This window comes from Leptolyngbya sp. FACHB-261 (assembly GCF_014696065.1).
Classification (GTDB): Bacteria; Cyanobacteriota; Cyanobacteriia; order FACHB-261; family FACHB-261; genus FACHB-261.
Genome location: NZ_JACJPL010000020.1, coordinates 14,078 through 40,524 on the forward strand (window position 1 = coordinate 14,078; position 26,447 = coordinate 40,524).

A 26,447-nucleotide genomic window follows, 5' to 3' on the forward strand; every position below is an offset into this window, starting at 1 on the left:
TATGAGTCGCTTAGTCTGCCGGGTCAAGGGAGGGCCGACAGACCACGACCCGTCTGGGATTAGATGACGCCTAGGCCGCCGATCGCCTGGGCAAGCCCGAGGAAGAGCGGTATTCCCACGCCGATCGCAATGGGTGTACCGATGGCTGTGGAGGCACCGATGTAGGCAGAGGGATTGGCCGACGGGATACCGGCTCGCAACGTGGGCGGACCTGAGATGTCTGAACTCGAGGAGGCGATGACGGCCAGAACCACTACGCCACCAAGGCTGAATCCTGTGGTGTAGTGGGCAATCATACCGAGACCGAAGGCGATGAACCCATGCACCAGCGGTGCCACCACGCTATACACGACGTACCACTGGGCTACCTTGCGCAGTTCGCCAATCCTTGACCAAGCCTCCATACCCATAACCAGCATCAAAATCGAAAGCAAGCCGCGGAAGAGGGGGTCGTAGAAGCTTTTATAGACACTTTCTGGCTGGGTGAGTATGCCAAGAGCAATGCCAAGCAACATTGCCGATAGGGCAGGACCCCGGAGGCTTTCCTCCACGATCGGCCATATTTTGACCCGATTATCCGCAGACTGCTGCTTGCTGAGATACTCTTGCCGGGTTTTGGGATAATCCTGCTGATCGGGATAATCGCCTGCTGCAACGGTCTGCTTGCTGAGATACTCCTGCTTGCTGAGAGACTCGCCTGCTGCACTACGCTTCTTCTTGTTGAGATAAATATTGGCAATCACAATCGCAGTTACGAGCGCTGGGATATCCATGAAGGGATAGAGTGCGCCAGCCCATGCCTCGTATGGGATGTTTTGTCCCTCCAGTACCGTCAGGGCGGCGGCCATAGTAGAGCCACTCACAGCACCAAACAACCCCCCGGTCGCAATCGCATCCACGGTGTTGACCTTCGGCAGCTTGGCCAACGTATAGCGCGCGATGAATACAATGAGAACTCCTAACGCTACAGCAAACGCTACGGGTAACAGCATCTCCGTTAGGCTGGAATTGCGGATCGCCTGACCACCGGTCAGACCGATTTTCATGAGCAGCATGAAGACGATGATCTGAGTAATTGCCTCTGGAATCACCAATTCGCTACCAAGGGCGGCAATGACCATACCACCAATCAGAAAGCTGAGTGTTGGGGACTGCAACTGCTTAACGAAGTCCAGTAAGAACAAGGACAAGAAATCCACGAATACCTCCTTCTGGCTCCTCTAAAAAAGAGCGATTATTGGGATAACTGAGATTTAAGAAGTAAGGGTGCAGCGCTTCAACTAGAAGGTGTCGCTGTCCCACAGTAGCTTCTATAGATCAATATTTATTAAGGCCCAAATTTCTATGTACTTAAGTCATATCCTTAATTTCGCACGAATTTGCGATCGCTTTACATAGATATGCCAAGTACTTTCAAACTCAAATCACAAGTTTTTCCTTTGTTTTCAGAAAAACCGTATATCTCTGATCAGTGCAAATTGCGATCACAGAATTTTCTCTATATATACACGGATATTGCACTGAGGACGGTATGGGATCAGCCAAATCGGAAGAGTTGCGTGGACACCACTCTTCTAGCAATGACTGAGCTAATCAATCCACATTTCAGGGGGAACTGTTGACGGTTCATAAGTCGTGGATGGACTGTAACTGGCGAGGTTAAACCACCCCACCGCCAGTAGGAGACCGAACCCACAGCCCAACAAAAAAGTCCAGTCATGAGACGACTCGAGCACGCAGAGCAGGCGGCGATCGCCGCTATATACCTGCACTAGCCAGCCTTCGCTGGTGTTGTCAAATTTGGTCCGCAGTTTAGTGGAGTCAAACTTGTTCATGGTGTACGCTCCATGCTATCGAATGTGTGGTGGTGGCGGACAAGTGCCCGTCGCTACAGAAACACCTGTCAGAAATTCACCTGTGAATGGAGAGTATCTCAAGGAGAGAGACTGGGTCGCTCAAACCTGACATTGATGCCAAACAGAAGACAGACATCTAGCTTTCACCTTGAACAATATTTTTCAGTTTATACCTGGATTTTCTGGTTTAATGGTGGTCATAGCGCCAAAAGGATAAGTGTTTTTTATATAATGCTTCCGCTAATCTAAGTCAAACTTTCTCAACAGAGGGTAGTGGATTCGCCGCTCTTTGGCATAAACTATACCGCCAAAGCGCTCACCATAACGTTCAAAAGTCTGGAGGGGCGGGGGCGGTTAGACAGTACCGCCCAGGGCTCTGCAGCAGTTGACAAATGCGCAGTGGCGAGGTGCGCCTCAATCTGGAGGGGCCGCCGATGTAGGGTGTCGAGCTTAGCCAAGAAGGTAAGGCTTCATTGTGCCTGTACCAAACCGAGGAGAAGCCAGCGCATCTTCACTTGGCGTTCACGGTCAAGAATCGCCAGCAAGTCGAAGCCTTCTATCGCGTGGCTCTGGAGTCGGGTGGCAAAGACAATGGCGCGCCTGGTTTGCGCCCACACTATCACGCGAACTACTATACAGCTTTCGTTATTGGTCCGGACGGGCACAACATCGAGGCGGTTTGCCACGAACCCGAGGACTAACCCTTCCTTTCTGAGGAAGCATAGGCGGCAAAGCAGTCCATTAAATTGCACAGTTACTTCTTTCTATCTAGTTAGCTCAACCGTTAGGCGTTCTACGCTTCTATGAAGATTCACGGCCTTCGCGTTTATCCGCAGTCAGTGGAAGTTATTCAAGGCGATAGCGCGCCCATCTTCGTTCATGGCAGCGTTAGCGAAGATTGTTCAGACTTCTTCTACACCTACGTAAGCAGTTTGGTTCAAGTCTTTTTGCCGCTGACCTTGACAGCCAATTGATGCTACTTCGAGGAGATGATTTTGCAGACTGGGGGCATCTCTTCATTTTTGCGAGGGCGCTTTTTTTCCCATCTTCCAAGAGCCTCCGACGTTCGACCTGTTGAAGCTTTTGTATTGGAGTCGCGATTTCCATTTGACCGCCGCGACTTGGCCCAGCCAAATGAGGGCCATCTTGCAGATGTGGGATGACATTTATTGGCAGCTTTTCACCACTCATCGCTCGGATCTCGATATTTTGATTCGAGCACATACGGGTGACCCAAAATTGAAGATGTATTTTGTGGATTTCGACCGCGAGTACCCCGACCCCAGCAATGAGGAGTTACAGCCTGCAGCACTGACTGATGAAACTGTAAGTACTTAACCGTGCGCTGCAGCAAACCCAGCAAAGTAAACACCAAAACTTAGATTCAGTCTCATTTCACTTAACTGAGTCTTTTCCTAACCAGGCAAAAAGCAGAAAAGAGTTTGCTCTCTCCATTGTTTGCGAAGCAAGTGCTAGTTTGGCACTTCATTATGTATGGTACTGATTGCTTTAAGCAGCCAAACGAAATGAATGGAGATGATCTGTATGCGATGCATACAGCTTAGAAATATGACCTGAGTCATAAATTTAATCACTCAAGTGATGACAGGGATCACTGGTGTCGAAGTGATCTGGCCAGCTACACTGCTTCCTCAGATTTATCTAAAAGAGGTAAAATGGTGCGAGCTTGGTTAATGACAATTGATGTTTTGATTAGAGTAGGACTTATGAAATTTCCTCAGCAGGAGCAATCTGAGCAAGAGCAACACCCTTTCGCTCAAAATAAACAACAACACGACAAGTGCAACAAAGATAGAGATGCAGTTGATTAAATTAGGCCATCCTGCCCGTTGTACTCGAACTTCCGTCTGCGTTTAATGCCAGACAGCAAAACCTAGGCAAGGCTATTTAGTTTTTGAGGTAGGCTTGCCAAAAGACCATATATGAATCCGGTGTTAGATTTCTCTCCAACCTTTCGCAAAACTCTACGCTATATCGAGTGGCTGCTTGTGTCAGCCTTGCTCTTAGTGTATGGATTAGACAGCCAATCTAACCACTCACTGGTTGGATTTTTGGGAATACTGGCTTGTCTGAGCGGTTTTGTTGGCCTGAGCTGGATCTTGCCATCCTATCGCCCAGTTTGGCAAAGGCAAATTTATCTTCTGTTTGGCGTTTTATTGGCGCTTCTGATTCGATTGCTAGGGCTAGATTGGAATCTTCTTCTGTATTTTTACATTGCCAAAAGTTGCTTCCTATTGGAGCGTAAAAGTCTCAGCGTGACCCTCGTTGGAATTACGCTTCTGGACGTTTTACTGTACTACTGGACACTGCTCCAACGGTTTCAAAACAGTCCGAGCTGGATACTGAATCTTCCTGGTTCGCAACAGATATGGCAATGGACTTTGGCGTATATCGTTACCCATATTGCCATTCTTGCGTTTGTGGTTTATCTCAGCTTGGTCGTAATTACAGAGCAAAAAAGCCGACATCGAGCAGAAGCGCTTGCGCAGCAGGTTGAAACGTTGGCCGCGGCCCTAGAACGGACCCGCATTGCCCGTGATATTCATGACTCACTTGGACATCTCTTAACCAACCTCAATGCTCGGCTAGCCGTGGCTCAAGCATTACGAGATCGTGACCCTATTGAAGCTTCCCAAGCTGTTGATATGGCAAAACTCCTTGCTAGCCAGAGCATGGCGGAAGTGAAGCGCTCGTTGCAGATTATCCGGAGAGCCGATTTTGATCTGAATCAAGCACTGACAGCCTTAATGGAGCAGCTGCGGTATAACCAGGATTTAAGTGTTCAATGGGACATCAACCTGCCGCCTTTACCACTGTCAACAAGTCATCATGTCTACTGTATTGTTAAAGAAGGATTAATCAACATTCAAAAGCATTCTCATGCCTCAGAAGCCCATCTGCAATGTCAGTTCACCGCTCAAGAACTGTGTTTGGAGTTGGAAGATAACGGTCAGGGGTTTGATCCAACTTGTTCGTATGATGGGTTTGGATTAAAAGGAATGGAAGAGCGAGTCCAACTCTTGGGCGGAAAGCTTACGATTAACAGTGCTTTGGGCTTAGGCACAAAAATTCAGATCACGATCCCCTTATGATCCGTCTGCTGATCGTCGATGATCAAACGATCTTTCGCCAAGACCTCGCGAAACTGCTGTCCCTTGAGGCAGATTTAGAAGTCACAGGGCAAGCCTCGGATGGGCGGCAAGCCATTGAGCTCGTTCCCTCACTTCAACCGGATGTGGTACTCATGGATGTGAGAATGCCAATCTGTGATGGAGTTGTGGCAACCCGTGAAATCCATCAACGTTATCGTTGGATTCGGATCTTGGTACTTACGATGTTTGATGATGATGAGTATATTCAACAGTCTTTGAAAGCTGGTGCCTTAGGATATTTGCTCAAAGATACCCCTGCCACTCAAATCGCGACTGCAATTCGCTCAGTCTACCTGGGATATAGTCAGTTAGGACCCTCGATCGCCCCAAAAGTATTCGCCCAACTAAAAACGAATGATTTGCTTTCAGAAGAAGAGGTTAAACATCTACTGAGCAAACGTGAACTGGAGGTGTTGAACTTAATCGGGCAAGGCAAAAATAATCAAGAAATTGCTCAAACCCTCTATCTCACTGAAGGGACAGTCAGAAATTATGTGACTCGGATTATGAGTCAGCTAGGTCTACGCGATCGCGTTCAGGCTGCACTTTGGGCGAGGCAACATCTGCTTGGCTGGTAGTGTTGCAACTTTCAACCGGCGCAAATTCTCCCGGCTTGCTGTCTATCCAAGCTCACTGAAGCCACCGAACTTTAACTGAGCAATGGAGCGATGTCTTACCTAAGGTAGGAGAATTCGTCCCAGCCTCAATCTCCTCACGTAACCCAAAGTAAGCACTAAAACCTAGCTTTAGCCTCATCCCACTTAACTGAATCTCTTCCTACCCAATCAGAAAAACGACAGCTATGCTGGGATGAGTATGTCGGCTCAGTTTTGAAAGCTGGAACGAGACTTGCTTATCAGGCGATTAAGACCTCGCTCCCCGCAGCCTTTCACCTGAGAGAACAGTGGGAAATTCCTGGACCTAGTAATCACTACACGAGCAAAATCGACTCAAATTGGGTACCCTATACTCGAAAGTTGAGGTTGCTAAAGGTTGGTATACTGCGATGCCCATGCGAAGATCCGATCGGCACGATGATTCCCATGACAACTCGGTCAACAATCCGCAGTCGCGTCGGCTAGAGCCCACGTCTCCCCAAGAGTCCAAACAACTCCTGATGACCTTAAGGGCACAAAAGAATGAATTGCAAGAGAAAATTAAAGAAACTGAGCAGAAGGCAGAACAAAATCATCAGCTTTACCTACAAGAACAAGAACAGTCTCAAACCACACTGACCCTCTACCAAGAAGAGCAGCAAAGATATCAATCTACTCTCACTCTTTATCAAGAAGAGCAGCAAAGATATCAATCTACTCTCACCCTTTATCAAGAAGCACAGACCCAAGCACAGTCCTATCTAACGCTCTACGATCAGGAAAAAGTTTACAGGAGTGAACTTCTAGTCAAACTCGAAACGACACAAACTGAACGCGATCAATACTTCAACCTTTACAACGAGTCACAGACTCAACTGAAATTTGAGCGTCGCTCAAAAGCGGGCATTAAAGGATGGGAAACTCGTCGCAAACGAGAAAACGAGCGTCTGAAGCAAGAGATTGGTGAAATGACCGTCTTGCTGCGTGACTCCATTTCTCGAAGAGATGTCGCCATCAATAACCTGGAAGAGTTGGCCAACCGCATGGATCGGATTCAGAACCTTGTTGATTCTGTGGAAGGCAGCACTGCGGATTCTCCCATTGGCTTGGTGCAAAAGTTTAAGCGCATCTGGCAAGCCATTCAAGATATTCTTGCAGAGTAGGGAAGCCTGGATATGAGCATGAGCAACGATCTGACTCGCATCATTCCATCTCCAAAAACAACACTGGGCGATCGCATTCGCAGTATTGCCAACCAACTGCGGCAAGAAGATGAAGTGCAGATTAAAGCCACTTCCCGCATCTTGGGAGCGGCTGCCCAACTCGCCGAAAACCACGATCGCCTCATTGATGAGGTAGTTGAAATGGTTGAAGAAGATCTTGAACAGGTAGCACAGGCTCCTCAACCCCAGCCCTATACCGCCGAAAAACTTCAACAACAGTTTAAAAGCCTTAAAGATGCCAGAGCTCATTTCAATCTCAAGGCAAAAAGCTGGGTTGTCCTGGTCAATAAACTCAACGAAAAATTCAACGAACAAACGTTAATCCCTCCTACAGGAACACCATCTGCAGCACAGTCCTACCCATCAGATTCTCGATCCAGCAGAAATACAAGAACTCAAGATTCTGTATCTCAGCGTATTGAGGGCATCGAGCAGGAACTTCAAAGAATGCGAGGAGACATAAATCACGCTATTCAACTACTGGAACTGTTGGTTGAAAAGTTGCTTTAAACAATCAGGACAGTGCAATTGCCATCCTGTGGGGCGCGGCATGACGTACCTTTAATTGTGTGTAGCCACAACCAGAAGAATTATTGAACTTTCGAGCATTATGAGCCGGTGCGTTTGCTTATCCGCAACATACCCTACCCTTACTGCAATCGACAAGACCAAACACTGCCGTCATAATTTATGTTTAGTATCTGATGGTTAGTACAAGGTGTCGTCATCATGGGACTATTCACAAGCGCCTTTGATACCATCAAAGTCCAAACGACTAGAGCGGAAATCAATCTAGTTCATGGTGGAAGGGGCAAGCCACTGTTACTGTTACATGGCTATCCGCAAACGCATGTGATGTGGCATAAGGTTGCCCCCCAGCTGGTTCAGCACTTCCACGTGATTTGCCCTGATCTACGCGGCTATGGGGATAGTTCCAAACCGGCCACGACAGCCGATCACTCTCCCTACTCAAAACGAGCCATGGCAGATGATCTCGTCGAAGTCATGGCTTACTTCAACCATCCAGAATTTTTTGTTGCAGGTCATGACCGTGGAGCCAGAGTTACGCATCGACTGGCGCTTGACCATCCTGACATGGTCCTGAGAGCCTGCGTGATGGATATTGTGCCGACCTACTATATGTACACGACTACGGATCAGCACTTTGCAACGGGTTACTATCACTGGTTCTTTCTCATTCAACCCGATGGCTTACCAGAACGTTTGATTGGTGCTGATCCAGCTTACTACCTCACCGAAAAGTTAAAGCGATGGAGTGCGTCAGGAACAACTTTCACGGAGGAAGCCCTGTCTGAATACCTCCGCTGCTTCAGCCAACCCGAAGTAATTCATGCCACTTGTGAAGATTATCGTGCGGCGGCCAGCATTGATCTTGACCATGATCAGCAAGATCTGAACAAGAAAATTCTCTGTCCATTGCTGGTGTTGTGGGGAGCGAAAGGGTTTGTGCATCGTACCTATGATGTTCCCGGAATTTGGGGTAACTATGCCGAACAGGTTGAAAGCAAAGCATTGAACTGTGGGCATTTCCTACCAGAAGAGGCTCCCGATGCGGTGAGTGAGGAACTCCTTCGATTTTTCTCTGCCAATTAACATGGTTCATTAGTGCGATCGCCATCTTGTAGTGTGCGTTGCGGATAAGCAAACCGAAAGGATAGCTTTGGCGGGAATGCTCGATATCAATTGTTAAGCCGTATATATGGTTATCCAAACAATGAAAGTTGAATGGTTTAAGCTATCAGCAGCATAAAAACGCCATGCAGCCAACCGCAAATCAGCAGGTCTTTTACCAGCGTCAGCTCATCGCAGCGGAATGAAGCTAAGCTCTCGTTAAGGTACAAAAGTTTTCTCTGTCTAGTCAGTAGGAACGCTAGACTACTGAGTAATGAGCATCATGTGAGTTATAGTCAGGACATAACTGAGAGCGAGGTAGAAATCTCTATGAGTTTGTCTCAAACAGTAAAAAGGCTGACTGGATATAAAGCCTGGGCAAATGAAATTACCTTTTCAGCTGTAAAATCTTTGCCAGAGGGTGAAGCAACTAAAGAACGCAAGACTCGCTACAAAAACATAATTTATACACTGAATCATGTTTTTGTTATTGATTGTATTTTTAAAGCTCACTTGGAAAACCAACCTCATACATACACCACAAGAAACACCGAAACTTATCCATTATTAGAAGAGCTGTGGCAGGCGGTCCAGATTATTGACCAATGGTATCTCGACTATGCTCATTCGATCTCTGAAGAAGAGTTAACAGAAGTCGTCAACTTCCGATTTGTTGATGGCGGTAAAGGGACTATGTCACGTAGTGAAATGATTCTCCATATTGTTAATCACGGAACCTATCATAGGGGTTTAGTCAGTGACATGATGTATCAGGTACCGGCTGTACCCCCGACGAATGACTTAACCGTTTATCTAAGAGACGTGGTATATGGTTTAAATTAGAGCTGTAAGCCTTGTGACACTTGACTCAGCACTAGACAGCACCAGATAGTGTCAAGGCTTAAGATGGCGCAGCCTTAGTAATTGTTGAATACTACCTAAAAAGCCTATTACACACCGACCGAATGAATGCAACGGTGGGACCAAAAGTTCCTGCGCCGCGTGAACGGGATTGCCAGGTATTCCTACCAACCTGCTATGAATGAAAACCAAACCAGCGAGCCTTAACAGAGTCTTGTTTCCGTCAGCCTACGAGCGCTTTCTCCTACTGATGCTGAATCGTATCGCTTCGTGCGTCTGCTTGCGCTTCAGGAGCAGCCCCCAGCTTTCGGCTCGTTGCCAGAGGATGAACCAGATCTCTCTGAGATCGCTACAAGACTAATAGAGAGCAATGAGCGTTGCTTTTTTGGAGCGTTTCAAGACGATCAACTCATCGGCACCGTCCGGATTTCTCGCTATTCCGCACCCAACGAGAAGCACCGCGCTCATCTTGGGGGGCTATATGTTTTGCCCGCATTCCGTAGCAACGGTTGTGGTAGATCGCTTGTCAGACAAGCTTTGAGTTGGGCCGCGAACACGCGAAGCATTAGGAGAGTGAACCTAACTGTCATGACCCAACAAAAAGCGGCGCTCTGTCTTTACCAATCGCTTGGCTTCCGCATCTACGGTACTGAGCAAGAGACATTTTCAAAAGCTGGACGTTTCTACGACGAACATTTGATGACATTGGAACTCAACTCCGACAATGACCACAACGCCTAACAACCCACCGCTGGTGCTTGCCGTTAGCCTACTTGCGGGTGTCCCTAGAATCTTCTGCTGCGAGTACGTTCCGCAAACTCTCGAATCATCTTGAAGTGAGCATCAAAGTACGAGAGGTCAGTCAGCCAATCAGTTCCCCACGTAACGCCTAGTTGTGCTGGTAGCGCCATAGTCCATATTGCACGTAGAGTTGCTAGAGCAGGAACAGCTTCTAGCTCATTTTGTTCAAGCGGTCGCCTAGCTTGGTAGCCAGTTAGAAACGCTTCCCATTCTTTTTTGCGAGCTGATTCATCCCCATTCGCAAGAATCCGCTTTCTCCAATGACAAGCAACATCATATGTGTAAGGTCCAATTGCACAAGATTCAAAATCAAAGATAGTTGGGGACAAGCCCCAGAACTTCGCATTCTCTAGATGGACATCCCCATGGCAAAATCCGCCGGGTAATTCAGTCTCTTTTCCTTCTTGCCAAACCTGATCTCGCATTTCCTGAGCAATCAACCGGAGTTCTTCAAGCTCTGCCCTCCGATTAGCTAAGTAGGGTTCTACATACTGGAGAGGCTGTTCCACAAGAAAATGATAGCCAATCAATGGTCGGCTCGGTAGCCTTAAAGCGCTACCAAAACAATGATATTTGCAACCAGAGAGCCAAAAGCAGCAGCCTGTTCTGTTGTAGGAATTTTAACCTCGCTACCATCAACACTCGCAAAAGCTACAGCTAAAAAATCTCCAAAATTTCCCACTGACTTTCCATCCTTGCGACAAATAGGGTAGGCAACTTTTACACCATTTTGATGGAGCTGTTCTACAGCTCTAGCTTCATCCTCAACCTGTTCAAGAGAGAGATGACTTCCAACATAGAGCCAAAGCCAGTAAACTTGCTCTCTGACTGTTATGCGTACCGTTTGGGTTGCAGCAGGGCACTGAAATAGCTCCAGGCTTAGATTCTTGGCAAAGTCGTAAGAGTCAGCAAGCCAAACTTGTAATGAAAGCTTAAAGCTCATTGAATTGGAGCAACGCAATTCTAGTTCTAGAATATTTCAAAAATTGTCAGCTCAATACTTCAGAGTAGCCCACAGGCCCAGGCTGCTGGTGTAATCATTTAGGTTGCCTCCCGTTGCTGGCTTTTGCCCTGTATTGCTTTGGCTACGGGTTGAGGCAGCAGCTTCAAGATTATCAGTAAGCGATCAGCCTTGAGTCGGTTTATAGTAAGCGGTAGGTGAGTGATTGAACCAGTAACGGAGTATGCGATTTGAACGAGCATCTCATGACCATCACAATATATTTTCCGAATGGAATCAATTCAACCGCCTTGAAGAACGAACTTGCCGTCCTGTCATTGATGGCAAGAGAATGCCGCCAAACGCTCAGGTGGTGACACTGTCATTTTTTCTAAGTGGAGCCGATGAACCTGTTGGCCGCTTCAACTACTTTGATCTCAATCCACATAATCGTTCCGCTGAATTTGGATATATGGTGAATCCTAAATTCAGAAGACAGGGTATTGGTACTAAAATGCTGACTCTAGCGATTGGCGATTTGTTTCCAACAACCAATTTGAACAAGCTATATTGTCAAACTGCTGCGTTTAACATTCCATCGATCGAGTTGCTTGAAAAACTTGAGTTTCACAGGGATGGTGTGTTACGAGAGCATCATGAGTTAGATGACAAGCTGTGAGACGATTACATTTACAGCATTCTACGTTGTGAGTGGAGAAGAGTAATGATGTACAGCTGTTGAACGGCTTTACATCTTAGTAAGGGCAGCACAGCAGGTAAACCTGCCGGTGGCTGTTGCTCAAGCTGTATTGAAGTTATCTCTGGGATACGCAGCATAGTCTGATGTTGCCACCTCACCATAGGCCGGGAAAACTACAGAATAGGCATTGGCATGAGGCGGTTTCATGAAACCTGTTCTGAGTAAAGGACAACTGACAACGTGGAAAGATGATAGGGGTTTCGGTTTTATCAAACCGGATGATGGCAGTGCAGAAGTCTTCTTGCATATCAGTGTGTTGAAAGGAGCAAGTCGACGCCCCAAGGTGGGAGACACGATTTTGTATGAGAGAGTTGCTGAACCAGGCGGTAAGATACGTGCAGCTAAAGCCTCAATTCCAGGTGTTGCACCTCGACCTTTGCCAACTTCACCAACCAAGCAGAAACCGAAGAACTGTCGTCTATTCAAAACTGTTGCGGGTCTTGGGTTCCTAACTATCATTGCACTCTTGACAATGGAATTCAGCCCTAGTCGTTCGCCTTCTCCAATGGCATCCATTACAAAACCGGGCTGTACGATCAAAGGCAACATCTCGATTAATACAGGTAACCCTGTCTATCACCTTTCAGGTATGGAAGATTACGAATCAACCGTTATCGACCCAGCGAGTGGAGAAAGATGGTTTTGTACAGAGTCAGAGGCGATTGCCAATGGTTGGCGTAAAGCACCCAGGTAGCTCCCCCATTAGCCCAACGCTGCAACGCAACGAACGGAAGCCCCTCGTGGGCCCAAATTATTTGTCACCACTGGCTTTTGCCGCAAGGCTGCAAGACTAATGATTCTCCATGATCATTGGTTAGGTTTTCAATATTCTGACTTGCTGCTTTCGCTCCACTGAATATCAAGGATAAGGACTAAAATGAGTACGACCAGAATATTCAACAGTTCTAATTTTCTTCAACCAACCGATGGAGAGCCAATTCGTTCAGTCATTACAGAATCCAAGGATGCGGTTGTTGTAGCCTGGTACATCAAGCCCGGTCAGACAATCTCCGCGCATATTCATCCTAACGGGCAGGATACTTGGACCGTTTTAGCTGGGAAGGGAGAATATTATCTGGATCAAGTCGGAACTACAAAGCCAATCGTTGCAGGGGATGTGGTAGTCGCTCCTACTGGGTGGTACATGGAGTATTCAATAACAACAATGAACCCTTAGTTTTTATCTCAATCGTGTCCCCAGGCGATGCGGGATACCAACTTGTCTCTTCAGAAGATTCTTTGGCTCTCCATCCCTAACTATTCAATCCATCAAACTGCTTTCGGTAAAGAGTGATCCAAGTGTTAGGTAGAGATGCAAAACAAAGGCACTTTGAATATATGAAAGGGTTAATCCAATATTTCTATCAAATCAAATTAGATAAAGCGATTTTATGGTGTTACCTCATTTGGTACGTGGTAATGGTTTATTTCTACTTTGATCCCTCACCCAAGTTATGGATTGATTCAATTGGCATCAGTGCTGTAATCGGTACAGGTTTATTGCTGAGTGTTTCTTCTGGCAAGACTGCCAAAAGTGACCATTGGCAAACCTTCAGATTGTATCTGATGCCATTCTGTGTCTCAAGCTTTTCTGCTTTAATTAAAGGGCAGGGCTTCATTGTGCTCATATCACCAAAAATCAAAGAGACATTAGTCTCAATATTCTGTTGCGCTCTGTTTCTATTAGTCGTTTCAGCAATCAAATCAATCAAAAATAGAACTGCCTAGCGATACACACTAGATCAGGCGTATTGGCTCTCAGTCATGACAGATATGGAGAGTAATGAGAAAAATCAGATTGCAGAACTAGATCAAGTCGTCTGAGACTTCTCTCTGCCCTAGACTGCGTAAGTCCTGAACTTTGATGCCGCTTAGTGTTGAGCACGGTCAGCTTGCACTCTAGATCCAGACGCAGTGCGACAATCTCATCGAAGTCTCCGGGCTGGCTCAGCAAAACCTCATCTTCATATCGACCACTCCAGCTAAATTGAGAAGGCAACACCGTAAGCTAGCAGCCCTGGAACGAGCAGTGAGTCTTTAATGGAGTCCGCCAGTCGTGCCTTAAGCACTATTCGCCAACCCCGAATCGATCTGCAATCGCTGCGGGTGCGTTTGATCTTAGGCATGGCAGCATTCTCTTTGCTGGGCTTGGGCGGCGTTGCTGGCTGGACGAGTTGGACGCTTCAGCAGTGGCTCATCGGCAGCCATCAGCAGAATGTGCAGGCAATTGCCGAGCGTCTGCCCCAAGACATTGAGCTGTACAGCGAGATGATGAGCGTGCCCCAAGGGTTGCAAAAGGCACTCGACCAGATCACGACTTCTAACCTCTTGATCTGGGTCAATGGAGCAGATGGCAACCTGATTACACAATCCAGTCAAATGGCTGGGCGAACGGCTGGGCAAATGACTAGCCCGCCTGTCTCAGTGCAGAAGGCGTTGATGGGGCTCTCCACCATGCCCAATTATCCTCAAGTGCGCGAGATTAACCAGCGCTACTTCATCCTGTACAGCTTGCCGTTACTCCTCCGGGGCACTAACCTCGGCACCCTCCAGGTCGCTGAGGATATCACTCGTGACCAAATCATGTTTCAGGCAATAGTTCGGGCTCTGATTCTGGCTAGCCTGCTCGGAAGCCTCGCGGTCACTGGCGCTAGTGCCTGGTATGTAAGGCGGGCCTTGCAACCGCTCCGGCAACTGAGTCAGATGGCAGGAATGCTCTCAGCCCACGACTTTGGTCAAAGGCCGCTCCGGGTCGAGAATGCGCCGACTGAAGTCAAAGAGCTAGCCCAAACCTGCAACCAAATGCTCTCACGCCTTTGGGATGCCTGGGAGCAACAGCGTCAGTTTGTCGGCAACGTCTCTCACGAGTTACGCACGCCCCTAACCGTTGTTCATGGCTACTTGCAGAGTGTGCTCAAACGCGGCACTAATTTGAGCGAGCCCCAACGTGAGGCATTAGCAACAGCGAGCACTGAGGCAGAGCATACGATTCGTATCCTCAAGGATTTATTAGAGCTAGCCCGCTCCGATAGCGGTAATTTGCGCTTTCACTTGGAGCCAGTTGATCTAGCTGAGTTGGCAGCGGAGGTAACGGGTATGGGTAAGCCATTCGCCTCCCGTCACATCAACATTGAAAGCGCGATTCCCGCTCCCGTCGCCAAAGCAGATCGCAGCCGCCTCAAGCAGGTCTTGCTGAACCTGCTAGACAACGCTGTGAAATACGCCGATCCTCAGTCTCTAATTGTCGTGAGATTGGCGCATGCAGGTGAGTTCGTCACCATCCAAGTTTGCGATCAAGGCCCTGGTATTCCTTTGCAACAACAAAGCCGCATTTTTGAGCGATTCTACCGACTAGATGAGTCCCGAGACGCTTCAAGTGAGGGTTGCGGTCTAGGCTTATCAATCGTGAAAACCTTAACCGAAGGCATGGGGGGCAGTGTCACAGTACGCTCTATGCCAGGTGAAGGAAGCATCTTCACAGTCAGCTTGCCTTCTTATCGAGAAAACCTATGACGACTCATATTCTTTTGGTCGAAGATGAAGTCAAATTGGCTCGTTTTGTTGAACTGGAACTCACCTACGAAGGGTACCAGGTGAGCGTGGCCCATGATGGTTTTGCTGGCCTGACCGCCGCCCGCGAATCTAATCCCGATATCGTGATTCTGGACTGGATGCTACCCAGCTTATCTGGGGTAGAAATTTGCCGCCGTCTGCGCTCTACAGGCAACAAAGTGCCGGTGATTTTGTTAACTGCTAAAGACGAAATCAGCGACCGCGTAACTGGCTTGGATGCAGGTGCAGACGATTACGTCGTCAAGCCGTTTAGCATCGAGGAGTTGCTGGCAAGAGTGCGGGCTCACCTACGTCGCACTCAAGAAGAGAATCCTGACCTGTTGCAGTTTGAGGACCTCAGCCTCAATCGCTCTACGCGCGAAGTTCACCGGGGCAATCGAGCGGTTGAACTCACGGCCAAAGAGTTTGATCTACTGCAATATTTGCTTTCCCATCCTCGCCAGGTTCTGAGCCGCGACCGCATTCTAGAGCAAGTCTGGAATTATGACTTTGCAGGCGATTCCAATATCATCGAAGTTTATATCCGCTACCTACGATTGAAACTGGAGCAGAACCAGGAAAAGCGCCTGGTCCATACCGTACGAGGCGTAGGCTATGTCCTACGAGAATAAGGGAGCTTCTTGGTCGCTAGTCAATATGATTTTGTCGGCTTCTATTGACTGAACTTTTACTGATCAGATCTTTACTAAAGGAAGCTGCTTTAGGCATCAAATCTCAAGAGGTTGATCAGCTTTTTGTTCTTGTTCTGATTCGGCTACCAAGGGTAGCTCGACGGTAAAACCAGTTTGACCCAAGTTGCTCTCGGCCCTAATTGAGCCTTGCAGATGGACCGCTAACCTCTGGACTAAGGACAAGCCCAGACCAGTTCCACCTTGATTCCAAGGAGCACCGCCGCTGACCCGATAGAACTTGCCAAAGATGCGGGAGAGTTCTTCAGGTGCAATTTCAACGCCAGAGTTACTGACCCGAATGTGAACCCTGTTTCCTATCGCCTGGGCGGCTAAACCAATTTCCTCTCCCGGAGGCGTGTACTTACAGGCATTGTTTAATAACTCGGTCAGGATACGGCCCAAGCAGTTGGAGTCAGAAACAATGGCAGGTAGATCGGGGACAAAGGACAGCCGCAAGCGTTGTTGGCGCTTGTTAGCCCGCTCCTGGAACGGTTGAGTGGTCCCAAACTAGCCATTCTGCGAGGGGGATTGTAGTCAAGGCTAGGGGCTGAACGCCTGCCTCCAACCGTTGCAGGTCTAAGGAAGCGGAGAGCACTGCCAGTTCATCAGTTCCCTGAAGGGTTGGGATTTTAATATCGATCTGGCCTTGTCGGATGCGGTCAGCAGCACCAGCATTGGGTCGGCAAGACAGCCTGCAAGTATCCAGCCCAAACCCGCGAACAGTACGCCTAAACCAGCGGTCCAGGCAAAGAGCTGAAATTGAAGCGCCCTGACCGGGGCAAAAGCAACCTGGGCAGGCTGACGAACCAGAACGGTCCAGCCTAGCCCTGGGTAGTTGCGGTATCCCTGACTGCGGACAACGCCACTCAAGTAAGTACGACCATCAGGCCAGTCCTCAACCCGATAGCTTTTCTGACTGGCGAGAGCTGCCTGGAAGCTGGCGAGGTTCAACAATTGCTTGGGCTCAAGGGATGGTCCCAGGAGCACCTGACCCGCTCGATTGAGCACCAGGACCTCAACCTGGTTTTGTTGCTCTGAGAGTCCCAATAAAGAGCTTTTGACCTCACGAGCCCATGACCAACTGAGATGAGCCCCCACGACTCCCTGGAAGTCCCCCTGGAAATTCGTCACAGGAACAGCCACGTCAACAAAACGCAGAGGCTCTTGGGTCGGATTAGGTAGGAGCTTCGCCAACAACTTAGCCTCATGCACATCGCCTACGTAGGGACCAGCCTTTGCTCCTGAAAACCAGGGCCGTTTCGAGACATTTTGGCCTTCCATCAGCGTTCCAGTGCTAGCTAAAACTATGCCCTGTGGATTTGTCAGCCCAATCCAGGCATAGTCGGGATAGGTCAATTGCAGCTTTTCTAGGAGGGCACATCGGGTTGCTGGAGCATACCCGGAAGCCCGAACCGGGTCGAGGGTTGCGAGAATCTGGATATCACGGTAGCGCTCGAACATGCCTCGGTCGAGCTTGTCAGCCATTTGGTAGGCTAACTCAGAGAGTGAGCGCCCGATGCTGGCTTCTTCCTGAACCTTGACGGTGTGACTAATCGCGAGACCTGCTAAGAGTGAGAGGGCAAAAGTACTACCTCCGATAGCTAACCCTAAGCGAGCTTTGAGGCTACAACGAGGGTTGATGGCACTGACGAGACCGAGACAAAAGACCAATAGCTGAGATTGAGGCACTGAGCATTTTCCTGTTGTAAGAAGAGGTCTAACGTTAACTTGGTATTATTTACTCGGTATTATTGGCAATGACTCCGTTGCTCAGAATGCAGTGACGCTATAGTTTCCATGAACTTCTAGGTAAGAACAACTAGAGCTTGGCTTGTAGAGTGTTTCAAGGGTGAACTGGGCGACGAGACGTTAACTCCGGCTTTACTCGGTTGAGACTATACTCATAACCCTCGCCCAAACGCCGCTATAAGAGACCCTTAACCACAGGCAGCGCATCTTCACGCTGCTGGAAGCACCACTGAGCTTGAGCGGGAGTATAGATTGGTTTAATAGAGCGTAAAGGGGAAGCAGGCACAATGTAGCAGGTAACACGAGGAGAAAGGGTAGAAAGCCAGCCAAACGGGGGAAGCGTTTGGTTACTGAATATGGAAAGCTAGTGTAATGTCCTTCGTTACTCCATCGATGATTCTGATGTGTGATCAAGACAGCTCAGAAGCCAGGCTCTACCTCTACCTTGCGGGTTTTGCGGATGGCAAAAGGGGAACACCCCCAACTCAAACCGATTCACTCTACTTAGCGGGCCATGTCTATGCGACTGAGGACGCGATGGCTCAAGCTGAACTTCGGGCTGCTGAGATGAAACGCTGCAAGAATAAGTTGCTAAATAAAATTGGATAAAGGGACTAAGAGCCATTGCAACAGGATATAGGTACGAGCAAGTAGAGTTCTCTGCTGCCTTTAGCCCAACTTAATCAGTAGACTAAATTAACTAAATTAATAGATTTTCTATCCTTGTGCTTAATGCCATCTGGGAAATTCAACAGCTCTAACGGTTAATAGAGCTAAAATCTGGGCTTCGGGATAGATTAATCTTATTTAATAGCCAAGCGACCCTATAAATCTATAGGCAAATTAAGCTTCTAAACAAATTAGTTTATATTAACTCGGTTTTGCAGACATTAGAGGCGCATATAGAATGCTCCGGTCATTAAAGAATTCTCTGCTAGTTCTCACCAGTGTTTGATTTGGGTCTCAGGTCTCTCTCAGTTTACTCGCATAGATTGAGATGTAGAGCGCAGTTGCTCACAGCCAATATTTGCTAAAGGAAAGACCTTTCCATGATCTCACTTTTGAACAAGCTTGCCTTGGCAACTCTATTCAGCTTCGCCCTGGCTACTCCGAGCATGGCTGCAGAGGGTAGCAGTAACGGTGCTAGCAGAGTTAGCTCTGCTGAATCTAGTTCTCTCATTGCCCAAGTCGGACCTTCTGACCCGCAATACGATGTCCGCATGCTGGATGAAATGATTATGTCTCATCTCAAGATGGTGCAGACCGCTCAGGCAGGGCTTCAGTCTCAAAGCCCAGAGATTAGAAGGATGTCGCAGGAAATGATTACCTCTATGAATGCTCAAATTGAGCGAATGATCACCATGCGCCGTGCCCTCTTCACTCGTGGAGCCACAGGCGGCAGATAGTTTTTGAAGTTGTGTTGTAAGAGGTCATTTTCCTTGAGTAGAAAAGTCTTTTACAACACAGCTATTTCTAACAGTAGGAGTAGGCAAACTCATGACGGCTAATCTGTGAAGAACAGGAGATGAAGGCGCTCCCTAAGGGCACTCTCTAATAGAGAGCACCCTTCCAAGTTTTCTGGAGTTTTAACTTGCTATGAGCCATGTTTCTGGGTGACCGACTCAGGTGTTATTGATGCGTATTGCTCCGGTGCCAACGTCGCATCGCGGATGTTGAGCGGTTTGGGCAGTAGCTTTAGGTCAAAATAGGTATCAGCAACTTGCTGCTGTAAGGTGATGAGCTGATTATCAATCGGTCTCAAGCTATTGAAGCGCCTCTTTGCCATTGTCTCTGCAATGGGCAAATCAATTCCCAATACAGGTGAGAGAATTTTCGCGACCTCCTCTGGATGAGTGTCAGCCCATTGCCCCACTTCATCGATTCCTTCTAGAAGGTCCTTGAGTAAGTTAGGATTTTGCTCAACAAAGGTACGTGAAGCAAGGTAATAACCGCCTTGCTTTGTGATGCCTGTGAGCAGAACACGTGCATTGCCTGTCCCTTCTGCTGCGGCGAAAAAGGGATCCCAAACCACCCAGGCATCAACGCTACCCCTGAGAAATGCAGCTCGCGCATCTGCCGGACTCAAGAATACTGGCTCGATGTCACTGTACTCCAGTCCAGCGCCTTTCAGAGCTGAGACCAGCAAATAATGAGCGCTTGAGGCTTTTGTGAAAGCGATCTTCTTACCCTTCAGCTCAGAGACGCTTCGAATTGGAGACTCTTTAGGGACCAGAATACCTTGACCCTTTGGGCTCGGCTGGACCGCGGCAACATAAACCAAATTGGTGCCTGCCGCTTGAGCAAAAATTGGGGGGGATTCTCCTGTTGGCCCAATATCAATACTGCCAACGTTGAGAGCTTCTAATAGAGGAGGTCCTGCCTGAAACTCTGTCCACTCTACAGAGATGCCCTGCGGTGGAAGGCGTTTTTCTAGAACGCCCCTAGACTTCACCAAGATGTTCGATTTCTGATAGCCGAGACGAACTATTTTGGGTTTTGCAGGCTCAGCTGCTGTCTGTCCTTGGCTGCTCGGTCCGCTGCAACTCATTAAGGTAGTGGACAGGGTGAAAAATGCCGAGACTAGGAACAGCAAGAGACTGCGGGCAAGAAGCGCACGCTGTCGATTGGTTCTAATCCTCATAGGAACACTCCACGACTATACAATTTCTCAGCTTTTCGGCTGTGACTTTTCGCTTGACACTAAGATGTTTTTGAAGCCAATAAAAAGTCTTTAGCCTAACAACATTGCTGAACCAGACTCTCGCAATAGGGCTCAGCTTTCCCAAGCTTAAAAAAGCTGTTCAGGCCTAACTCATGAGGTATAAAAAGCAGTCAAGATACAGTTTTTTTGAGAATCAAATAGGAGAATGTCACATCCTTCGGGAGAGCACAAGTACATTCAATACATCCCTGAAATGGGGAGTATTTGTAGCTGTTTGAACCGTTAAGCTTAACTGCTAATTTTCTTTATGCCTGAGTTTTATGTTTGTCAATTCTTTAGAATATCGAGCTAGAATATTGAGCTGAATGGCTAGTTTTCTTTACCCTAGTCTGGGACTATCAAATTTAACGAGAATTTGACTATCAAACCTCTCAGACAACTTTAGGTTTTCGTCCTTGAGGATATTGATGGCAGGCTCTTCTCTCAGAACTGAGCCATCTTATCAAAGCGCCAGTAAATGCCAGCATGGTAGGACCGCTCCACGCTGGCATCCTGCTAGCTTGCGCTCAGCTGATTGTTAGCTCTAGTCAGGGTAAAAGATTAGCGTTCGCAGCTCAATGCTTTCGCGACTTGGGGCATCGGGTGAACTGTTTGGATCAGTAAATGCAGTGTGGGCAGCAAATCGTGCCCGCCCATCCTCTGCTGAGTCAAAGCATTTAATGAGTAGCGCTTCATCTGGCTGCATTTGAGGAAAGTAGAACCAGCGATGCGTCGAGTTGTAAGTGACTGCGTAAGTTTCACCGATTCGATCCCGGTACACAAGATCGCTCGCAATGAGGTCCTTTGGTGCAATGCTCTGTGCATCGCATACTCCTAGTGGAGACTCCCAGACAGGCCCATTAATTGGTCGCCAGACATTGATAATGCTGAACCGTTGTCGTAGCCATGCTTCAGGATTATCTATACCAAGGGTTGCCAACACATTATGGGCACGACTGTAACCGGATCGGGCAGTAAGGTCGTTGTGTACCCGTTGTACTGGCTCTTTTGCGTTGTTTTCGCCCCGCTTAGCTCGTTGGGTGTTACGGACATTGTGATCGAACACGATTGCCTTTGCTGCACCCGTTAGCTTTACTAAAAGTTGCTCGGCCTCCGGGTAGTAAACCCGGCGCACCTCTTCTTCATCGTAGAAGTTATGAACGGTACTAGGGCGCACTACTAAGTTAAACCCCTCCCGGTCTAGAGATAGCTCTTGTGCGCTCAAGCGAGCATTGTGAATCGGCACCTTGCGCAACTCGTAGGTTCCATTGGATTGTGGGATGCCAGAGGGCGGCTCAAAAGTGTAATTGACCAGCTTCTCTGCCATGGGGGCAAGGTAATTGAGAGTCGCCTCAACCGGAGAGGAATCCTCGAAAATGGGGTCGGGTAGAACTTGACTGGCTAGGCTCATAGCTACACCTAAGTAATTAACTGAACCGAACTGATTACAGCCGGTCTTTTAAGTCAGTAACGGTTAACTACCTATTTACACTTGAGACCTGTAATACGGCCTTGCCGACGAAGCGGCGGTCGAGTAATTGTTGTGCCAAATCAGCTACTTGCGTCCAATCAGCTTCAACCGCGATGTGAGGTCGCAGCTGACCGTCGGCGATTAGATTGAGCAACCGTTGCAGCCCTATAGCAGCTGACTCCCGTTTAAGTTCATGAAAGAGAATCAGCGCGTACAGACTGGCACCACTGCTCGTGCCGTAAAAACGCTGGGCGTTGAACGTCACCTCTGTGCCACCTGAGGTTCCAAAGAGGACAACTACACCATCTGGTGCCACTGATCCCAAAGCGGCAGAGAGGGTTTTGCCACCCACCGATTCCACAATCAAATCGTAGGGAGCGTACTCACTGTTTAGAGGTAACTCTTCGCTAACCACGACGGCTTGTGCCCCTGCTTCTTTGACCAAGGCTGCATGGTCAGGTTGACGAATGTGAGCAATGACCTTGGCTCCTGACAACCGCGCTAATTGAATCGCAAAGTTGCCAACCCCACCGGATGCACCTGTAATCAGCACAGATTTACCCAGCAGCAATCCACTCTGCTTGAGCGCGTGGTAAGCGGTTAGACCGGCTACCGGCAGGGTCGCTGCTTGTGCAAACGAAACTGATTCGGGTAACTCGGCAATCGCGTGGGTTGGAACTGCTACCAGTTCTGCCCAAGCCCCGGAACGGACGAAGCCGACAACTCGCTTGCCTGTAGCTGGACCTGAGCCATCGGCAGCAGGGGTTTCGACAATTCCGGCCAAGTCCCAACCAGGTCGCCAACCTGCTTCGGCATTCGTCGCTCGTTTGACCTCACCTCGGTTTAAGGAAATAGCTGCAACTCGTACAAGCGCTTCGTCAGTGGCAAGCGTTGGCAGTTCCACCTCATTGAGTACTAATCGACTGGGGCTGCTGGGATCAACAACGACGGCCCTAATTTTGCCCATGAGAAATGTCCTAGTTTAGATTCAGAGGCTAGTGCCAATTTAATATTTGCTCACCCTCATCTTTCTTTTCGCCCAGGTTCTCTTTCCCTAAAGTTTTTTGCCTAACTTTCTTTGCCCAACTTCAGACACGCGGCGAAGTCTACTTGCCAACGAGGTTTAGCTAAACTCACTCAAACGAGAACCGGGGACTGATTGTACTGAGAAGAGTCTCCCTTAATGGCCTCACTGTGCCTACCATCGATGTTAACTGGGAGGTCACCGATGAGGGTTACTCGTTGGACTCTTCGGGGTTGGTTGCCGTAATCGTCGATCGCGTAGTGCTGAGTAGCGCGGTTGTCCCAGAACGCTACGTCACCAGGTTGCCAGCGCCAACGGACGGTGTTTTCAGGACGAGTCACATATGACTGTAATAGTCTGATAATGTCATGTGACTCGGTCTGGGATAGTCCACGCAGTTGGCGAACAAAACCACCTATGAACAAGCCGCGCTCGTTGGATTCAGGGTGAACGCGGACAACCGGATGCAGTGTCTCATAGATGGTTGACTCAAAGATGGCCCGATAAGCCTTGAATTCTTCAGAGAGATCGACGGCGCTAGTTGCATAATCATAGGCGTTGCTATGCACAGCCCAGAGTTGGTCTGCCAAACTGCGCAGGTGAGATGGCAGGTCCTCGTACGCTGTGGCGGAGTTAGCCCAGACCGTGTCGCCTCCTATCGGAGGAATGACAACTGCCCGCAGAATAGAGCCCAGTGGAGGGCGGTCTACAAAGGTCACATCCGTGTGCCAATGATTTGCACGACTGACATTGCGACCATAGTCTAAATCCAGGATTACAGGGTGTTCGGGGAGAGATGGCACGGTCGGGTGAGCGGTGGTGATTTCCCCAAAGCGGCGAGCAAACCTAACCTGCCCCTCGGCGTCGAGCTGCTGGCCCCGAAAGAAGATCACCTTATGATGGACGAGAGCCTTGCGAATCTCGCCAATGACCTCAGATGGGAGGGCTGTGCTCAGGTCCACCTCGACAATTTCAGCCCCGATGCGTCCTGCAACAGGTTGGATATCGAAGTATTTGGAACTCATAGACTGATGCCTCCAAGAAGATTCTTATCCGTGTTTTTTGTTGCTTTAACCAAATGCTCTAGTTCCAAGAAATCAGCCTTAATTCAGTCCTAATGCTGGTTATGGATCAACAGCAGAAGCATTGTTCAGCGACAGAAGGGCCAGGAACATCCTAAGCTTTAGTTTCTGAAAATACGCTAAATCAATCGAGATACCGTATTTACCTCATTAGGGAGAAGTATCGCATGAGAAGTCTGGAGAAATCAAGCCCAGGTTTCGGGCAGAGATTCTGTAGGATTATGTTGTACGAGATACTTTCGGTCAGAGTGTAAATGTAAGGAAAAATACAAAGATAGGAATCTAGTTTTCGGATTAAGCGTGCTCAAACTATGAGTTTCTCCTCCGGGCCCTTGAGGAATGCTACGAATACTTTTCTTTTCTAAAAGATTTGCGCTGCACAACCTAAAAGCCTCCCCAGCTGAAGTAGAGAGGCTTTGAGCTATTGTTAGTCACAGTTCAAGTGATAGGTTCGACTAAGTGCCTCTTATAGAGCTTGCGTAGGTTTTTCAGGGCTCGGTGGCCTCTTTGACGAAGCGCTGTCTCAGTTTGAGGTTTCTCTCCCGCTAGGATTAAGCGCTCACCAATTTCCCCCCAGGTGAGTTCATCTACAATTTTTCAAGTTAAAATCAAACGGTCTTTAGAAGCCAGAGTCTGAATTGACTCGCGTAGCGCTAGTCGGTCACTGTCACTGATCTGGTTCTCATCTAACTCTTCTGAAGCCAGCTCATTCTCATCTGCGGGCGTGATTTGTATATACCGCCTACTGCTCCGACTTAGCTCACGCGCTACATTGTAGGCGGCGGATCTAAACCAAGGGCGAGGCTTCTCAATCGGTCCCTTTGTCTCAAGCTGCTTGACTCCTCGTAGATAAAGCTCATTGACCAAATCATAGATATCAACCTGAGACTGCAAATGAAATTGCTCGATAATCCGTTTGAAGTAAGGGAGTGGAGAGCCATCACAGTAGTCTTTCGAGCGTATCCAGCTCTGAATCTCGGCCTTCAGCTCTTCCAGGGTCTGAATAGGAGTGAAAGATCGATGTACCATACATAGTCCTTGCGTGGGTGTGTGAGGGGGACCGTATTAGCGCAGTCGTTAATGCCGTGTTGATTCTTAGTGCATTGGGCCAATACTTTGTTATGCAGCAACAACATACATTCCCTATCGAGTCACCGTAGATCTTTTAAACTGCACACTTAAACAGGGAAGAATTTAGTATAGTGGGCTACATAGTTCCCTCGGTCAAGATAGAAGACTTCAACCTCTGTAGCCTCAAACCATTGATCCCTTGCCGGGAAGTTTCGCAAGATACATAACAAGTAAACATGAACGAATTTTATTGAGTTTTTCTAAAGGCATGTTTCAGCGGTTACACAATCCTGAAAAGTATTAGGTATCTTTAAAAAAGTTAACTCGGAGGACTGTCACGCAAGGGTCAGAGGGGTCACTACCCAATAGTACCTCTGCGGACTTCTTAGGCTCCCTTCCGTGGCACAGACCACAGCAGAATCAATCTTATTGACTTTGAGGGCGGCAAGATACCACAAGTAACTAGCTCAAGCCACAAGTCGTCTTTGTGGATTGTATTTGAAATGGAACACGCAGATAAACCGATGGATATGCCCAGGAAGACCAATATAAATAGTCAAGACAGTGTAGAGCAGTCTCCTGACTTAAAGATGCGCATTGTAGGGTCTAACCAACAGACCCTCTCTGTAAGGGCTATTCTCTTAGCCCAAGAGTACCATAGGCTATCGGTACAGCCGTCGTTGTCGGATTTGGAGGCAAATCGGATAGCGGAAATTCTTGAGCTTGCTAAATCTGATGATATTCTCGACGGCATGATTGAGGAAGTCGAAATTCTTATTGCTCGTGAATTGAATTTGTTAGGTGAAACCAGCGTTCACTACTATGAAGACCAACAAGCTAAGCTCAATGAATATCTAGAGCCCATGCTGCAAGGAGGCAGCTCTAATCAGTCGCTTGAGGAGGAATACAATCAGCAATTCAAAACAGCCTTAGTCAAAAGAATTCAATGGCTTCTACAGGATGAAGGCTTCGATCCTGGTCCTATCGATGGTGTAATTGGCATAAAAACAATGGCTGCAGCTGAGGCTTTTCAACAACATAGAAACCTCACCGTAGATGGGATTTTTGGCCCGCACACGCTGGCTGTTTTAGGCGTGCTCTGAGTACCGTCATCACCTCGCCTATTTTTAGGTGCGTCTCCCTAACTGCCTTTCAGGGTAAGAGGGCAAGTGTTTGATTAAGCATAATGGCAACTAATACAGAGAGTGAGTGCATTCTATAAAAATTGCATTCACTCTCTGTATTGAATCTTCATTGGTCTTG

Annotated in this window: 29 protein-coding genes and 2 pseudogenes; 19 read left to right on the forward strand and 12 right to left on the reverse strand. The window is 48.1% G+C overall.

What is annotated here, in order from left to right:
- Positions 1-59 precede the first annotated feature (59 nt).
- A complete protein-coding gene (locus tag H6F94_RS12170) occupies positions 60-1,199 on the reverse strand; it encodes a sodium-dependent bicarbonate transport family permease (protein WP_190802516.1) in 1,140 nt (379 codons plus the stop codon).
- Between the two features lie 390 nt (positions 1,200-1,589).
- Entirely contained in the window at positions 1,590-1,835 is a 246-nt protein-coding gene (locus H6F94_RS12175; RefSeq protein ID WP_190802517.1) for a hypothetical protein, read from the reverse strand.
- Positions 1,836-2,323: 488 nt separating this feature from the next.
- Here H6F94_RS12175 and H6F94_RS12180 point away from each other — a divergent pair.
- The 11 genes and pseudogenes from H6F94_RS12180 to H6F94_RS12230 form a co-directional block, all read left to right on the forward strand.
- Positions 2,324-2,557, forward strand: a pseudogene (locus H6F94_RS12180) (VOC family protein); the annotation flags it as partial.
- A gap of 102 nt (positions 2,558-2,659) precedes the next feature.
- Positions 2,660-2,830, forward strand: coding sequence for a hypothetical protein (locus H6F94_RS12185; RefSeq protein WP_190802518.1), 171 nt, complete (start codon positions 2,660-2,662; stop codon positions 2,828-2,830).
- 160 nt (positions 2,831-2,990) lie between these two features.
- The gene (locus H6F94_RS12190; RefSeq protein WP_190802519.1) at positions 2,991-3,194 is read left to right on the forward strand and encodes a hypothetical protein; all 204 of its coding nucleotides are present in this window, start codon (positions 2,991-2,993) and stop codon (positions 3,192-3,194) included.
- A gap of 356 nt (positions 3,195-3,550) precedes the next feature.
- Positions 3,551-3,688, forward strand: coding sequence for a hypothetical protein (locus H6F94_RS12195; protein WP_190802520.1), 138 nt, complete (start codon positions 3,551-3,553; stop codon positions 3,686-3,688).
- A 111-nt stretch (positions 3,689-3,799) separates the two neighbouring features.
- Positions 3,800-4,969, forward strand: a complete 1,170-nt coding sequence (locus tag H6F94_RS12200; protein ID WP_190802521.1) for a sensor histidine kinase — start codon at positions 3,800-3,802, stop codon at positions 4,967-4,969.
- Positions 4,966-5,607: a response regulator transcription factor gene (locus H6F94_RS12205; RefSeq protein WP_190802522.1), complete on the forward strand. Its 642-nt coding sequence runs from the start codon at positions 4,966-4,968 to the stop codon at positions 5,605-5,607. The genes H6F94_RS12200 and H6F94_RS12205 overlap by 4 nt, the downstream gene beginning before the upstream one ends.
- A 428-nt stretch (positions 5,608-6,035) precedes the next feature.
- Positions 6,036-6,788, forward strand: a complete 753-nt coding sequence (locus tag H6F94_RS12210; protein WP_190802523.1) for a hypothetical protein — start codon at positions 6,036-6,038, stop codon at positions 6,786-6,788.
- A gap of 18 nt (positions 6,789-6,806) precedes the next feature.
- Positions 6,807-7,358 carry a hypothetical protein gene (locus H6F94_RS12215; protein ID WP_190802524.1) on the forward strand — a complete coding sequence of 184 codons (552 nt, stop codon included), beginning with the start codon at positions 6,807-6,809 and terminating at the stop codon, positions 7,356-7,358.
- A gap of 219 nt (positions 7,359-7,577) precedes the next feature.
- A complete protein-coding gene (locus H6F94_RS12220) occupies positions 7,578-8,462 on the forward strand; it encodes an alpha/beta fold hydrolase (RefSeq protein WP_190802525.1) in 885 nt (294 codons plus the stop codon).
- A 348-nt stretch (positions 8,463-8,810) separates the two neighbouring features.
- The gene (locus H6F94_RS12225; RefSeq protein WP_190802526.1) at positions 8,811-9,323 is read left to right on the forward strand and encodes a DinB family protein; all 513 of its coding nucleotides are present in this window, start codon (positions 8,811-8,813) and stop codon (positions 9,321-9,323) included.
- A gap of 255 nt (positions 9,324-9,578) precedes the next feature.
- Positions 9,579-10,082: pseudogene (locus tag H6F94_RS12230) on the forward strand (GNAT family N-acetyltransferase); the annotation flags it as partial.
- 44 nt (positions 10,083-10,126) lie between these two features.
- Here H6F94_RS12230 and H6F94_RS12235 read toward each other — a convergent pair.
- Positions 10,127-10,651, reverse strand: coding sequence for a phosphotransferase (locus H6F94_RS12235; RefSeq protein WP_190802528.1), 525 nt, complete (start codon positions 10,649-10,651; stop codon positions 10,127-10,129).
- A 38-nt stretch (positions 10,652-10,689) separates the two neighbouring features.
- A complete protein-coding gene (locus H6F94_RS12240; RefSeq protein WP_190802529.1) occupies positions 10,690-11,085 on the reverse strand; it encodes an aminoglycoside phosphotransferase/kinase family protein in 396 nt (131 codons plus the stop codon).
- Between the two features lie 241 nt (positions 11,086-11,326).
- Here H6F94_RS12240 and H6F94_RS12245 point away from each other — a divergent pair, with 241 nt between their 5' ends.
- From H6F94_RS12245 to H6F94_RS12255, 3 genes are all read left to right on the forward strand, one after another.
- The gene (locus H6F94_RS12245) at positions 11,327-11,761 is read left to right on the forward strand and encodes a GNAT family N-acetyltransferase (protein ID WP_190802530.1); all 435 of its coding nucleotides are present in this window, start codon (positions 11,327-11,329) and stop codon (positions 11,759-11,761) included.
- A 226-nt stretch (positions 11,762-11,987) separates the two neighbouring features.
- Complete coding sequence (locus H6F94_RS12250) at positions 11,988-12,536, forward strand: cold shock domain-containing protein (RefSeq protein WP_190802531.1); 549 nt, start codon at positions 11,988-11,990, stop codon at positions 12,534-12,536.
- Between the two features lie 183 nt (positions 12,537-12,719).
- Positions 12,720-13,019, forward strand: a complete 300-nt coding sequence (locus H6F94_RS12255; protein ID WP_242041152.1) for a cupin domain-containing protein — start codon at positions 12,720-12,722, stop codon at positions 13,017-13,019.
- A 253-nt stretch (positions 13,020-13,272) separates the two neighbouring features.
- Here the strand turns inward: H6F94_RS12255 and H6F94_RS12260 are convergent, their stop codons facing one another.
- Positions 13,273-13,554: a hypothetical protein gene (locus H6F94_RS12260; RefSeq protein ID WP_190802532.1), complete on the reverse strand. Its 282-nt coding sequence runs from the start codon at positions 13,552-13,554 to the stop codon at positions 13,273-13,275.
- Between the two features lie 328 nt (positions 13,555-13,882).
- Between H6F94_RS12260 and H6F94_RS12265 the strand changes: the two genes are divergently transcribed.
- Positions 13,883-15,355 carry a sensor histidine kinase gene (locus H6F94_RS12265; protein WP_190802533.1) on the forward strand — a complete coding sequence of 491 codons (1,473 nt, stop codon included), beginning with the start codon at positions 13,883-13,885 and terminating at the stop codon, positions 15,353-15,355.
- The gene (locus tag H6F94_RS12270; RefSeq protein ID WP_190802534.1) at positions 15,352-16,026 is read left to right on the forward strand and encodes a response regulator transcription factor; all 675 of its coding nucleotides are present in this window, start codon (positions 15,352-15,354) and stop codon (positions 16,024-16,026) included. The genes H6F94_RS12265 and H6F94_RS12270 overlap by 4 nt, the downstream gene beginning before the upstream one ends.
- A 96-nt stretch (positions 16,027-16,122) precedes the next feature.
- Here H6F94_RS12270 and H6F94_RS12275 read toward each other — a convergent pair whose 3' ends face one another.
- Both H6F94_RS12275 and H6F94_RS12280 read right to left on the reverse strand, forming a co-directional pair.
- Positions 16,123-16,542, reverse strand: a complete 420-nt coding sequence (locus H6F94_RS12275) for a sensor histidine kinase (protein ID WP_190802535.1) — start codon at positions 16,540-16,542, stop codon at positions 16,123-16,125.
- A 120-nt stretch (positions 16,543-16,662) separates the two neighbouring features.
- Positions 16,663-17,775 carry a cache domain-containing protein gene (locus tag H6F94_RS12280; RefSeq protein ID WP_190802536.1) on the reverse strand — a complete coding sequence of 371 codons (1,113 nt, stop codon included), beginning with the start codon at positions 17,773-17,775 and terminating at the stop codon, positions 16,663-16,665.
- 432 nt (positions 17,776-18,207) lie between these two features.
- Here H6F94_RS12280 and H6F94_RS12285 point away from each other — a divergent pair, with 432 nt between their 5' ends.
- Both H6F94_RS12285 and H6F94_RS12290 read left to right on the forward strand, forming a co-directional pair.
- On the forward strand, positions 18,208-18,444 hold the full coding sequence (locus H6F94_RS12285; RefSeq protein ID WP_190802537.1) for a hypothetical protein: 237 nt from the start codon (positions 18,208-18,210) through the stop codon (positions 18,442-18,444).
- Between the two features lie 440 nt (positions 18,445-18,884).
- Positions 18,885-19,241 (forward strand): DUF305 domain-containing protein, encoded by a 357-nt coding sequence (locus H6F94_RS12290; protein ID WP_190802538.1) that lies wholly within the window; start codon positions 18,885-18,887, stop codon positions 19,239-19,241.
- A 188-nt stretch (positions 19,242-19,429) separates the two neighbouring features.
- On the opposite strand, the gene H6F94_RS12295 is transcribed toward H6F94_RS12290, so the two are convergent.
- From H6F94_RS12295 to H6F94_RS12315, 5 genes are all read right to left on the reverse strand, one after another.
- Positions 19,430-20,476, reverse strand: coding sequence for a sulfonate ABC transporter substrate-binding protein (locus H6F94_RS12295; RefSeq protein ID WP_190802539.1), 1,047 nt, complete (start codon positions 20,474-20,476; stop codon positions 19,430-19,432).
- Positions 20,477-21,080: 604 nt separating this feature from the next.
- The gene (locus tag H6F94_RS12300; protein ID WP_190802540.1) at positions 21,081-21,947 is read right to left on the reverse strand and encodes a CmcJ/NvfI family oxidoreductase; all 867 of its coding nucleotides are present in this window, start codon (positions 21,945-21,947) and stop codon (positions 21,081-21,083) included.
- Positions 21,948-22,014: 67 nt separating this feature from the next.
- Complete coding sequence (locus H6F94_RS12305) at positions 22,015-22,974, reverse strand: zinc-binding dehydrogenase (protein ID WP_190802541.1); 960 nt, start codon at positions 22,972-22,974, stop codon at positions 22,015-22,017.
- 170 nt (positions 22,975-23,144) lie between these two features.
- Positions 23,145-24,056, reverse strand: a complete 912-nt coding sequence (locus H6F94_RS12310) for a TauD/TfdA dioxygenase family protein (protein WP_190802542.1) — start codon at positions 24,054-24,056, stop codon at positions 23,145-23,147.
- Between the two features lie 654 nt (positions 24,057-24,710).
- Entirely contained in the window at positions 24,711-25,142 is a 432-nt protein-coding gene (locus H6F94_RS12315; RefSeq protein ID WP_190802543.1) for an RNA polymerase sigma factor, read from the reverse strand.
- Positions 25,143-25,687: 545 nt separating this feature from the next.
- On the opposite strand from H6F94_RS12315, the gene H6F94_RS31670 reads away from it, so the two are divergent.
- Positions 25,688-26,287, forward strand: coding sequence for a peptidoglycan-binding domain-containing protein (locus H6F94_RS31670; RefSeq protein ID WP_199320375.1), 600 nt, complete (start codon positions 25,688-25,690; stop codon positions 26,285-26,287).
- Positions 26,288-26,447 lie beyond the last annotated feature (160 nt).